The 12,724-nt window shown below is 47.7% G+C and carries 10 protein-coding genes; 2 read left to right on the top strand and 8 right to left on the bottom strand.

Annotation, left to right across the window (positions count from 1 at the left end; all coding sequences use genetic code 11):
- Window positions 1-196: 196 nt before the first annotated feature.
- From lysS to PPRES148_RS12925, 4 genes are all read right to left on the bottom strand, one after another.
- Window positions 197-1,747 (bottom strand): lysine--tRNA ligase, encoded by a 1,551-nt coding sequence (gene lysS, locus PPRES148_RS06330; RefSeq protein ID WP_149453727.1) that lies wholly within the window; start codon window positions 1,745-1,747, stop codon window positions 197-199.
- 22 nt (window positions 1,748-1,769) lie between these two features.
- On the bottom strand, window positions 1,770-2,738 hold the full coding sequence (dusB, locus tag PPRES148_RS06335; RefSeq protein ID WP_149453728.1) for a tRNA dihydrouridine synthase DusB: 969 nt from the start codon (window positions 2,736-2,738) through the stop codon (window positions 1,770-1,772).
- Between the two features lie 47 nt (window positions 2,739-2,785).
- Complete coding sequence (locus PPRES148_RS06340; protein WP_149453729.1) at window positions 2,786-3,568, bottom strand: type III pantothenate kinase; 783 nt, start codon at window positions 3,566-3,568, stop codon at window positions 2,786-2,788.
- An 87-nt stretch (window positions 3,569-3,655) separates the two neighbouring features.
- Window positions 3,656-3,787 carry a hypothetical protein gene (locus tag PPRES148_RS12925; protein ID WP_281289935.1) on the bottom strand — a complete coding sequence of 44 codons (132 nt, stop codon included), beginning with the start codon at window positions 3,785-3,787 and terminating at the stop codon, window positions 3,656-3,658.
- Between the two features lie 1,276 nt (window positions 3,788-5,063).
- Here PPRES148_RS12925 and PPRES148_RS06345 point away from each other — a divergent pair.
- Together PPRES148_RS06345 and PPRES148_RS06350 are read left to right on the top strand one after the other, a co-directional pair.
- Window positions 5,064-5,627 (top strand): hypothetical protein, encoded by a 564-nt coding sequence (locus PPRES148_RS06345; protein ID WP_149453730.1) that lies wholly within the window; start codon window positions 5,064-5,066, stop codon window positions 5,625-5,627.
- A gap of 95 nt (window positions 5,628-5,722) precedes the next feature.
- Window positions 5,723-7,447 (top strand): hypothetical protein, encoded by a 1,725-nt coding sequence (locus PPRES148_RS06350; protein ID WP_149453731.1) that lies wholly within the window; start codon window positions 5,723-5,725, stop codon window positions 7,445-7,447.
- A 648-nt stretch (window positions 7,448-8,095) separates the two neighbouring features.
- Here PPRES148_RS06350 and PPRES148_RS06355 read toward each other — a convergent pair.
- The 4 genes from PPRES148_RS06355 to tilS form a co-directional block, all read right to left on the bottom strand.
- Entirely contained in the window at window positions 8,096-8,641 is a 546-nt protein-coding gene (locus PPRES148_RS06355; RefSeq protein ID WP_149453732.1) for a hypothetical protein, read from the bottom strand.
- A gap of 443 nt (window positions 8,642-9,084) precedes the next feature.
- A complete protein-coding gene (ftsH, locus tag PPRES148_RS06360) occupies window positions 9,085-11,013 on the bottom strand; it encodes an ATP-dependent zinc metalloprotease FtsH (protein WP_246142923.1) in 1,929 nt (642 codons plus the stop codon).
- On the bottom strand, window positions 10,994-11,161 hold the full coding sequence (locus PPRES148_RS11475; RefSeq protein ID WP_187820900.1) for a hypothetical protein: 168 nt from the start codon (window positions 11,159-11,161) through the stop codon (window positions 10,994-10,996). Before PPRES148_RS11475 ends, ftsH begins: the two co-directional genes overlap by 20 nt.
- Before the next feature lie 87 nt (window positions 11,162-11,248).
- A complete protein-coding gene (gene tilS, locus PPRES148_RS06365; protein WP_223127987.1) occupies window positions 11,249-12,718 on the bottom strand; it encodes a tRNA lysidine(34) synthetase TilS in 1,470 nt (489 codons plus the stop codon).
- Between the last annotated feature and the right edge of the window lie 6 nt (window positions 12,719-12,724).

The following is a 12,724-nucleotide window of genomic DNA, read 5'->3' on the forward strand; positions in this document are numbered from 1 at the left end:
CCCTATACCTCCCACTACGAGATCAAAACTACCAAAAAGGGTTCATCCTACCTCCAAATCCTGAGGAACACAAGAATAAGGAAGCAAAAACGTCCCCTCAGTCCCATTGTAGATCAAATATTTAGTAAAAACAACCATATATACCAATTTATCATAAACAATATAATTACCAAACAAAAAGATGATAATTACAATATCAAACTCCACCAGAAGAAGGGGAAGATTCCCTCATATGAGGAAACAAGAGCACATCACGAATGGAAGGAGAATCCGTCAACAACATAATCAACCGATCGATACCTATCCCCAAACCCCCTGTAGGCGGCATCCCATATTCCAGTGCTTCCAGGAACTCCTCATCCATTGGATGGGCCTCCTCATCCCCCTGCTGCTTGGCCTCCACCTGTGCCAGGAAACGATCCCGCTGATCTATAGGGTCATTCAATTCTGAAAAAGCATTGGCATACTCCCGACCCCCAATCCACAACTCGAATCGGTCCGTAAACCTTGGATCATCCCCACACCGCTTCGCCAAGGGGGAAATTTCGATTGGATACCGGTAAACAAAGGTAGGCTGCACCAGGGTTGGCTCCACAAAGGCCGCGAAAAAAGCCTCTAGAACATGACCAAATCCCGCATGCGGATGCACCACGACCCCCTTTTTCCTAGCCAGGGACCGCGCTTGGGAATTCGTCAGGGTCTGGGTGAAATCGATGCCTGTCTCCTTCTCTACCAGTTCCGTCATCGTGCGGCGTGCCCAAGGAGCCCGCAATTGGATTTCCCGCCCTTGATACGAAACCTCTGTAGTCCCACAAACAATCTGGGCACAGTGGGCAAACAGGTTTTCCGTGAGCTCCATCATGCCCTCATAATCACTATATGCCTGATATAACTCCAAAGCCGTAAATTCGGGATTATGCCGCGCGGATACACCCTCATTTCGGTAAACCCTGCCAAGCTCATATACACGCTCCATACCACCCACGATAAGCTTTTTCAGAGGAAGCTCGGGGGCTATACGTAAATAGAAGGGACGATTCAAAGCGTTATGGTGGGTTTCAAAAGGACGGGCCGCTGCCCCACCAGCCAAGGGATGTAGTGTCGGTGTTTCCACCTCAATAAAACCACGATGATCCAAAAATTTGCGAATCGCTTTTAAGAGCATTGCACGAGATAAAAATACCTGTCGTACCTGCGAATGTATAATCAGATCGAGATATCTTTTCCGATAACGTTGTTCCACATCACGTAGTCCATGATATTTTTCGGGTAGGGGACGAAGGGCCTTGCTTAATAAAACCAGCCCCACAACACGGAGGCTGAGCTCACCACGCCGGGTCCTAAAAAGCACACCACGGACAAAGATGAAATCACCGCGATCCAAATGCTTAAATCGTTCGTAGTCTTCCTCACCAAGAACATCCCTACGGATGTAGAGTTGAAACGAGCCAGAGTGGTCCTGTAGGGTGGCAAAGGAGGCTTTACCCTGAACCCGCTTTATCATCAACCGCCCCCTTAGACTCACGGAGGGGGAAGAGGCTTCCAAATCCTGGGCCGTAGCTTCCCCATAGGCTTGGGAAAGTTCCGATATAGGGTGAGTTGGCTCCTCCCCCCGCCCCCCAAAAGGATCCACACCCTGAGCACGCAGGTGGTCTACCTTGGCACGACGCACCACTCGTTCGTCCGTAGAAAGACCCCGTTCTTCCCCAACAGATCCCTCTCTGTGGGGTTCCCCTTGTTTTGTCATACCCTTCATCCTTTCTCCATTTTCAACCGGCTAAGGACCCAAAACACTGCAACAGCTCTGTCATCCCCTCTCGAGTGGTCTGCTGATGAACCGCATCCTTCATCCGTGCTGCACCACGCAATCCCTTCATATACCAAGCAGCATGCTTACGCATTTCCCGAACAGCAATGGTTTCCCCTTTAAGATCCACAAGTCGATCCAAGTGGCGGATTGCAATCGTCATCTTCTCTTCCGCCGTAGGTTCTAGCGGGATACATCCTGTCTCCAAATATTGCACAGTCTGATAAAGAATCCATGGGTTACCCAACGCCGCCCGTCCAATCATAACACCATCGCAACCGGTCTCCTCAAGCATTCTCTTAGCATCCTGGGCGGAAGTGATATCCCCATTCCCAATGATCGGAACACGGGTTGCCTCCTTCACACGACGAATGATATCCCAATCCGCCCTACCACGATACATCTGCGCTCGTGTGCGACCGTGGATCGCAATAGCCTTAGCCCCCGCCTGTTCGGCCGCCCGGGCATTCTCCACTGCATAAATGTGCTCAGAATCCCAACCCATTCTCATCTTCACAGTCACAGGCTTTTCCACAGCAGCTACAATGGAGGCTACCACCTTCCCTACCTTATCAGGATCTAGGAGCCACTTGGCACCCGCATCGCATTTGGTAATTTTAGGCACCGGGCACCCCATATTGATATCAATGATATCCGCATCCGTACCCTTGTCGATCTGTTGTGCGGCGCCAACGAGATAGTCCATATTCCCCCCAACAACCTGTAAACTCAAAGGATGTTCATCGGGATCCACTAGCATCATCCGTTGGGTACGCTCATTGCCATGCAGGATGGCCCGGTCACTCACCATTTCCGCACACACCAAGCCCGTACCAAACCCCTTCGCAATGATACGAAAAGCTGCATTACAAATTCCCGACATGGGGGCTAGAACCACCGGATTATCCAACTCAATAGATCCTATACGCATATCGTCTACCCCCTAGTCCCCCACGGAACCGATTCTGTTGCCATGAATCAGGTATTGTATTCATATAAAATTCTGAGTCCGTGCAACGTCAGATGATCATCCACTACATCCACCTGAACAGACTGTTTGGCCCACAGACCTGAGAATCCACCGGTAGCTACCACGCGAACCTGTGATGATCCTCCGAATCTATTCCGTATGTGACACAAGGTTCCTTCTAACAACCCCAAAATTCCATAATAGATTCCTGCCTGAATCGATTGGGGGGTATCCCCACCGATGATATCCTTGGGCTTAGCAATTTCCACACGCGGGAGGTGAGGTACCCTTTGAAACAGAGCCTCCACCATAGCCCGCACACCTGGTGCTATGAGACCTCCCAGAAACCGTCCCTCTTGGGCAACTAATGTAAAGGTGGTCGCTGTTCCAAAATCCACCACGATCACAGGTGAACCATAAATCGTATGCGCAGCCACCGCATTGGCAATGCGATCTGCACCTATCGATTCGGGCTGCGGGTAAACAAATGTCAACCCCGTACGGAGACCAGTTTCAACAAACAAGGGGGGTTGGTCAAGATACTTTTCCCCAAAACGACGCAAAACACATTGTAACTCGGGGACCACACAGGAAATAATTACTCCCTGTAGGGACTGCCAACTTCCCTCCTGAGCCAAGCACATAAAAGAGCTGAACATGACAGCCAATTCATCCTCTGTCATCCCATCCCTCGTACGGAACCGCCATGAATGACGCAATTGATCACACTCGTAAAAGCCTACTGTAACATTGGTGTTGCCTATATCCACAGCCAACAAACGTCGAATCATTCTCCCCCCCCCATAGGCCTCGGGTCCTCTCCCATCCTACCCAACCTTCTACGACCCACCATGGTTCAAAATAAACCCCACACCGTTCTAAACTCGTTCCATTACCACAAAAGATAGCATATCCCCCCCTACCCACGCAAAGTTCGTACCCAGGAACAATTCTTTACTATACAACAACAACACAAAGAGACACATGTAATTATGGAGACCCCATCCCATCCTCACACTACACCCCTAGAGGGGGAGGAAAGTTTAGAAACTTTAGAGTACCTGGAACAATCGTCCCTAGAACAATGACAAATACGGGGTATGAAAACCGATGCCGCCTACTGCAAAATTCTTGGTATGTCAAGTAGGGCTAACATACCAGCCAATCCTCCCGCAGAATCATACGTAATAGTCCCCTCTTACACGGCTCTTTTTGTTGTCCCATAGAATCCCGTCCTATTCAAAATTCAGTCTAATACCACGTTCTCAGTATCCCTTATGAGGGATGGAGGAGGGCCTCCCGGAATCGGCAAATGGTATGCAGATTTCAAACCGCCCAGATCTGCTGTCGTAAAGAGCAATGGTGGTGAGCATCCTGGGAAAAAGCAGGACGAAAGGTTCCCATCCGAGTGTGAATCAGGAGGATTAGTAAGGCGAACCATGGGAGAAAGCACTGAAAGGCGCAGTCTATGTCGAAACAGGAACCTATCCTTGGAACGAAGCCATGAGGGGCGAACCACCTACTGTCCTGGCGGAATCCGGTGCACAGATGGAATGAACCTGATGTAGGCCCTCATAAGGAGAACCACGAGAGACTGTCGCACGGAGACACCTGGCCTCAGCCAGGTGTAAAGGGCTAAGGAAAAAATTTAAAGTCATATCGCCGCTTGTCCTCTATCAGAAACATAAAATCCTGCTCCTGGGAAGGGGCAGGATTTTGAGCGCGTAAAGATTCCGTACAGAAAAATCGGGCCGGCCCCGGCGCCGAACCTACTCAAATAAAGAAAAACAAAGAAAAAACTTTCATAAATGCAAGGAAATGTAAATCAAAATGCAAGGTATTTGTAATTTGTAATCTATACAACTATATACAAAGATAGTATACCATAGAGATAAGTACGAATTGCTGCACAAAAGTCGAAAGGAAGTAAAACCGCCATCCGTCATTACAACGTATGGGGCATAAGTAACAGGCTCGGGAATGGGATCTTTTGAGCTGGGGTGGGCAATGGGTGTGATCTTTTAGTCCGTGATGATTAGCAACAAGAACCAGAGAGATACCTAAAGGAAGTACCAAAGGATGTTGGTTTACAAATCAATAGTCAGGTTGCAATCCAAAAATGAGAGGTTGACTTTTTTGATTATTTTATGTGTATTTAATTAAAAAAATTTATATATTTTTTAATTAAATAATCCCGTGTCCTGTGTTTAGGTGAAAACTCTATATATATTTAATAATTATCTAAAACATCATATGACTTATTAATAAAAGGGGTATACAAAAACAATGAAAAATAAAAACGATAACAAAAATTTTTGTCGATCACTATTTCATTACAGATCCAGATTGCTTTTCAGCGGTATTGTTGTGGCAAGTCTGCCCTTTGTTTCGTCAGGAAAGTTAGTTGGGAAAGAGGAGGAATCTACGGAGCAGAAAGCACCCCCACAGAATATTGCTGAGGAGGCAAGGGAGGATAACTCAAGTGAAAATTCCGCTTCCGATGAGGAATCTGCAGAGCAAAAGCAACAATCTTTACAGGGAAGTGTGGATTCCATCGACAATGATAAGGGGAAAACGCTAGAACGAAAACAAGAAAAATTCGAATCAAAATTTATAATAAGGGAAGATATCGGTTCAGAGTCTGCTAAGGAGTTTTTACAATTTCTCAAGGGTGGGGTAACTGAACTTGATAAGGTAGGGGCATCTATCAATGCAATAGAGCAAAATTCACTATCACAGTACATAAAAAAATCTTTAAAGGAATCTTTACTGAAGCAAATAAACTTTGGGAAGATTTCATATATGCTTCAGCGCCCCTGGGTGCCAAGGATGAGGCAACCGAAGCAGTAGGAGAGGTTTTAGCAGGACTGGATAAGGGAGAAAGGACGGTCGCCGGGTGGGTTGGAAAAAAAATCGGTGGTTTTACTAGGGAGGCAGTTTCTGAATTGATCAGAAAGGCTGGAGAAAGTCCAGAGACCAAAGAGAATCAAAAATTACTGAATAGTATGGAAGAGTACATGAGAGAAGTGACTAGTGAAGAAGTCTATGAGGCTGAAAAAATAGCTGAAATGTTAGTGCCGGTGGCAGGGGAGGCAGCAGTAGGAAAGATAATAGGTGAAGAAGCAACAGCGACGGGGAATATGGTGGAAACAGTTACGAAAAATGTGGCAGCGGAGACAAGGAATCTGATAGAGTCAAAACCTTCAGTAGGGGAGAATGAATTGGAAGAAGGGGCAGGTTCAGGGAAAATCCTATGCAGATCCAAGAGAACCCCTGGTAGGGATTGTATTCCGATTCAGGAAGAGTCAAGTCGTTCCAACAGAACGGCAGCAACTACGGACGGGGTTGTACCCAATACAGTGGCGGCTGTTGACGAGGGAGTAGTATCTAAAATAGTGATGTTACCATCACGTATTGTCTCATATTTTGTAAATTTTATCAATGATGCAATCGAAAAAACAACAGGATATGAATCCGGGGGTAACCTTGTTCCTGCAGAGGGGAGTACTATCATCCGTGAAGGTTTTTCCCAATCTGCCATTAGAGCATCCGGGGAACAGGAACCCCGGGGGATTCTAACTGCTAAAGACGGATCTCAGAAGGTATCGGGAGACGTGGTGCGTAGTGGGAGTACGTCTACTGGGGAAGAGACATCTCAGGTGATGCATACTACTTCTCCAGGTATAGTATTGGAGAACGAAGAAGAACATCAAATGGTTATGAGGAAAAAAAACAGTAAAAGAAATAGAAAGAAGGGTACCATAAAGGCCATCACAGAGGAAACTACTGTCCACGATGTAAGGACCCCAGGAGGTATCACGGAGGGGGATAAAATCAAAGAAACGATGGATGGGAGTGCCCCTACGGGGAGTTCCTCTTTAATCTCCCCTGAAACTACTGAAGTACCCCACAGGGATGCAGCGCTGAAAAACGAAAAAGAATATCAAATGGTTATGGGGGGGAAAAATAGTAAAAGGAATAGAAAGAAGGGTACCGTAGAGTCCATCACAGAGAAAACTACTATCCATAATGTAAAAACCCCAGGGTCTATTACAGGAGGGGCTGTTATCCATAATGCGAGAACCCCGAGGGGCTACGCACGTCAGTTTCTTAAAGATCATCCTGACAGGGATTTAAAGGCTATGGCAAAGGAGATTTTCGGGGGAGAGGGCGATGTCGCCAAAGATACGCAGGAATATGAAAATGCGTACCATCGTCCCAACCATCATAAAAACATAAAGGTAATAAAAAACCTTACTATCAATGAGGGAAATGGTATCAATTACAATGTAAACCTAGCTCCTGAACGTCTTAGGCACATTCTGGAACGTCATCATTTCGTATATTTTAATCGCGCTTACGCTATGGGAAAGAGTGCAAAGAGTAACTTATTTGCCTATGGGGCGAGTCCGGGGGATGTGGTTAACACCATAGAGCACCTCTTAAAGGATAATGGGGATCTCATCTTCGCTGGGAAGCAATCCAGATCTAGCCGCTATTTTTTGGATTTGCAGGATACCAATAGAGCCAGATACCACATAGGTTTTCTTCAAAACTCCAAGGATAAAGTGTATGTTGATCAGTTCTATCCTCTAGATACTCCGGAATGGGAGGCTGTCAATGCAGAGATACAATCTGAGATCGATCATCCCATATCCTCGAGTAGATAGCGGGGCCGGCAGCATCCCAACGGATGTGTGCATTTTCTGAGGGGATTTTTAATCCTACTTTTTTGCCTCTTTGGGTGACTTTTTCCTGCATTTTTGATTGCATCCCAAACACGGTATCACCCTCAAAACATAGGTAATTTTAGGTTCCTTATCACTGTCCACAAATCGCTCCCTGGGGATATTTTTCTAATCAATTATATTACTCATTAAGACTATAAATGGCAAAATTCATGAAACCACGGTCCCAATATAATTTAATAAATATTTAAATATTTTTAACATTATATAGGACAACCGCCTCCATGCCCATTTCTGGCTTCATCTAGGAAGCTCCCGTCTACATATTTATTATTAAAATATCATTATACAAGAGATGCAGGGGGAGGCCATTCATGATCGATCCCCATGGCCGTCCTATGGGCCATCTCCCGGTTGAGGGCCGCCTCCTACCCCCCCTGCGAATATTCTTTCCGAGAGGGATCCCCATTCCACACTAGGGAGACAATATCGCGCCTAGGGCCCGACCCGCCTTCCATAAATTCCCCGGATCCAATGGGAATATAACAAACAAATGTTTTGCCAATTGGACAAGAGGTACTCCCCCCCTTGTGGGGCCTGACAGGAGGCCGTTATGGGCATCTGTAATCATCAGAGAGGGGATTGTATTGTATGTAACCGCGCGAATGGAAAAACCTTGCGCCCGGATCTAAACACATTCTGGTAGATCGATTCCATTCCAATTTCTGGATCCCATGACGATGGATACGGACACGAATCCCCTACACGAACGTACGTGTAGGTAGCATCCGCCTGAAGGAGGCTATAGCCGTTCCCCCCGTAGGGAACATTGATTCCATGCACTTGATTGAAATCATCATAGCGCCTAAATCGACGGGAAAAGGTAGAACGGGGGGTATCACTGTAACATAAACAACGGGGATCGTTTCGACAAATCCTACAGAGACCTACCATAAGCGCGGAGGGGATACAACTTTCCCCAACCAACAGAGCGTGTACCTTTGATAACGTTTCACAAGAACGGGTTCGAATCCCCCCTTCCACACTTATAGGGAAGGGAATCGCAAGAGAACCGCAACCCGCTTGTATGGTTCTTTTCCTGTAACCGTTTCTGCGAATGATATCCGTAGGGACTTCCCTTCTGAAGCCTCTACGGCCGATGGGGGTCACACTCATGACCAATGAACCACTCCAAAGCCCTGGAAAAAGAAGGCAAACCAATATGGGGATTGGGGGAAAGTTCCCGCCCTAAACGCAAAATAGCCCCCTTGAACGGAACCCCCCCATAACGAACCCCTCATTTTTTGTAGGTATTTCCATCGATGTCGTGAAAAAGAGTGCATATCCTTTTCACATATCCAGGAAACGGGGCCAGAATTTCAATAGCTCATGGTGGGAAAAACCCGTGGGGGACCCCCGATCCCATGCCCTATAGAAACCCCGTTAGAGTAGAACCAACCGATCTCCCCCCCAAAAGCAAAACATTGGCCCCGGGCGAGGGGGCCCTTTTATAGAATCCGGAAAAAAGAAACGGCATACACTGGAGGTCCGCCATTTCCCCCACGTTGCACCCACTCCATTGCCTGTACAATAGCAAAAAACAAAAAATCCCTGTTCAACTACACATCTTTATCAGACGGGTCCTTACTTTTGCCCCCATCCTTTTTAGGGGACGCCTCCTCCCCACCGTTATTATGAAAACGAGGTGGATCAGGAACAATTCCCTTCTCCAGAAGATCCTTAATCTGACCTGAATCCAATGTCTCGTGCACTAGCAGGGTTTCAGCCATCAAATTCAACTTCTCACGATGCCGCCGCAAGATATCTTCAGCAATCTTATAACATCTGTTGATAATATCCTCTATCTCCACGTCAATCTTGTAAGCCACTGCATCACTATAATTCTGATCCTGGCCAAAATCCCCACGACCCAGAAAAATCTGTCCTTGAGACTGTCCAAATTTCATAGCCGCTAGATTCTTACCCATACCGTAATTCATAACCATGGAGCGAGCGATAGAAGAGGCACGCTCAAGATCATTACTAGCGCCCGTACTAACCTCATCAAACACCAATATCTCGGCCACCCTACCGGCCAACAGACCACAAATGCGGTCCAACAATTCCGGTTCAGTAGCAATATAACGGTCCTCACGCGGCAACATCATAGCGTAACCGCCCGCTTTACCACGCGGAACAATCGTCACCTTGTGAACAAGATCAGCATCCTTACAGTAATAACCCACAATCACATGACCAGATTCGTGATAGGCAACAATTTTACGTTCCTTAGGACTAATCACACGACTCCGCTTCTGCGGACCGGCCAGGACACGATCCACGGCCTCATCCACTTCCTCCATCGTGATCTTGTCGCGGTTATGGCGCGCAGCCAACAAAGCTGACTCATTAAGAACATTTTCCAGATCAGCGCCAGAGAAACCCGTTGTCCGCTGGGCTATGGTACCCAATCGTACATCCTTTGCCAACGGTTTGTTGCGCGCATGCACCTTCAACACGGCCTCCCGACCGCGTAGGTCAGGTATACTCACCAAAACCTGCCGATCAAAACGACCCGGTCTCAACAGGGCAGGATCGAGAATATCAGGGCGATTCGTTGCCGCGACCATGACAATACCCGTATTGGCATCGAAACCATCCATCTCCACCAACAATTGGTTTAGAGTCTGCTCACGCTCATCATGACCCCCTCCAAGACCTGCCCCACGCTGCCGACCCACGGCATCGATCTCGTCAATGAAGATGATACAAGGAGCATTCTTTTTTGCCTGCTCGAAGAGATCACGTACCCGAGAAGCACCGACCCCCACAAACATCTCCACGAAATCAGACCCACTGATAGAGAAAAAGGGCACCCGAGCCTCACCGGCTACTGCACGAGCCAATAGGGTTTTACCCGTACCCGGGGGACCCACCAACAAAATGCCCTTGGGAATGCGGGCCCCTATGGCAGTAAACTTGCGACTCTCCTTAAGGAAATCCACAATCTCCTCAAGTTCGGCTTTCTCTTCATCGGCCCCGGCCACATCGTCAAAGGTAACACGCTTCTTTTCTTCATTATAGAGTCTGGCCCTACTCTTGCCAAAATTCATCACCCGACTGCCGCCGCCTTGTTGGTTGAGCATAAAAAACATAATCACACCAATGACCAGCACCGGTAGAAAGGAAGAAAATAGGGTAATCCAAAGGGACCTATCCTTGGCTTTTTCAAATTTCAAACCAGGGGGATCCGCTTCCAACAGATCAGAAATGAATCTTGAATCCTGTGGGGCATACACCCTAATCTTAGAGCCCCGCGGGGATTTTCCATTCGTTGGATTTCGGTATTCCGCCTCAACATTATAAGCACCATCTTCAACCCGGACGACAGGATTCCTTAAATCACCACGCTTCAGGTAAATATTGAACTTGTGGTAATCCCACTCTTCCGGTTCTTTTTTTCCATTCAAAACCACCTGGATAGCACCAACTGCAACCAGGAGAAGAATAACGTAAATTATGGCATTCCTAAAAATATGTTTCTTCACCCTTGGCCTCCCCCCGCCAGTTCGCTCCATTGTACCATAGGCCCATTTCCCCCACAACAGGCCGTCCTACCCACAAAACACCAAAATAAGCAACAAAAGACTGTTGAGGATCCCACCCACCGGGTTGGCCTAAGATCAGAACCCACATGGGGGAACAACAGCCTATACTTACTCAATCAGCAAAAATTTCATTCCATAGATCATAGAATTGTATACCCCAAACATTACTCCATTCCTAATCTTCCCCCTCATACCAGTTCGAACCTCCCCCCAAAGAGCGGGGACGATACAACAACAACAAACACCAACGGGTTCCCACATGAACCCCCGCGCAACGAGCATACCGAATCCCGGGAACCCAAAGAATTCGTCCACCGGCCACGACCAAGGGCAAATGATCCCTCATCCTAGAAGGAACCCGGGCCTCCATCAGTATTTTTTTCAGTTTCTTCGTACCCTGCATTCCAACACATTGCACACGATCCCCGGGTCGACGTGTACGAACCCGCAGTACATCCGGTAACCGATCCTTATCAAAAACCGCAACCTCCACATCGGATGGGGGAACAGGGAAATGAATCGCCTCCTCCCTCGCCATCGTACGCGCCTCGATCGTACCAGCCCATCCAACCTCATCCACCTCACCTGGCACGGGAAGGATAACCTCCCTTGCTACAACCTCAATGGGGTTTTGTGAGTCATTTCTATGGGGTGGGACGATGGAACAACCACGAACGAAGCGGAGCGTTGTATAACTACGCTCAAACCAAGCATCACAGGGTAAATCAATACGTCGTGAAGGGGAACGACCTACCGCTATTCTCCGAATCGGCTCCACCAAACGCCAAGACAATTCGCTAGTAACAGAAAGAAATCCCCCCAAAACATAACGAACAAGTCTACGCTGTAAGGCTACAGGCAAACACACAAAACCCTGTTGATCCAAGGACCATCGCACGTGGGTACATTCCCGTAGAACCCAACGACTAACCGCCTCCACCATACCCTCCCACATTTCCTCCTCTGCTTGTACCATAGCAGCTAGTCGTAGGAAAGCATCACGATAACGGGGGTTGTAGGCGGGAAATTGTGGTAATAGATCGTGACGTAAACGATTGCGAGCCTGATCACGTCTTGCATTACTAGAGTCAAAACAGGGACGCAGACCAACCTGTTGGATATAAGTTTCAATAACGGACCGGCTGATAGTCAACAGGGGCCTAACAAGGGTTGCATCCCTCCATTGACCAACAGAACGCATGCCCGCTAAACCGGCAACCCCCGTACCGCGCAGAAGATGCAACAACATCGTCTCCACCTGATCATCGGCATGGTGCGCCAGAACGATCCGATCCGTCCCCAAAGTCCTCGCCAGCCGATACAAGGCATCATAACGAGCTTGACGGGCTCCAGCAGGTCTTGTCCCCCCAGGGCGAGAATTCAAATGCAAGTGCTCCCTTACATAAGGAATTTTCCAATCCCTAGCGAGAGAATTCACATATTGCTCCTCCGCCTCACTCTCTGCACCACGCAAACCATGCTGAATATAGGCTACTACCAATCCCCAAGCATATTCCCTCTGCAACGTATACAACACATGCAGGAGTGCAACGGAATCCGTACCTCCGGATACAGCAATCAATAATTTGGATCCATGGGGCAGCCAATTATGATGACGTAGTAAATACTGCAAACGTGACAGCACCAAAAT

The organism is Pasteuria penetrans (assembly GCF_900538055.1).
Taxonomy (GTDB): domain Bacteria; phylum Bacillota; class Bacilli; order Thermoactinomycetales; family Thermoactinomycetaceae; genus Pasteuria; species Pasteuria penetrans.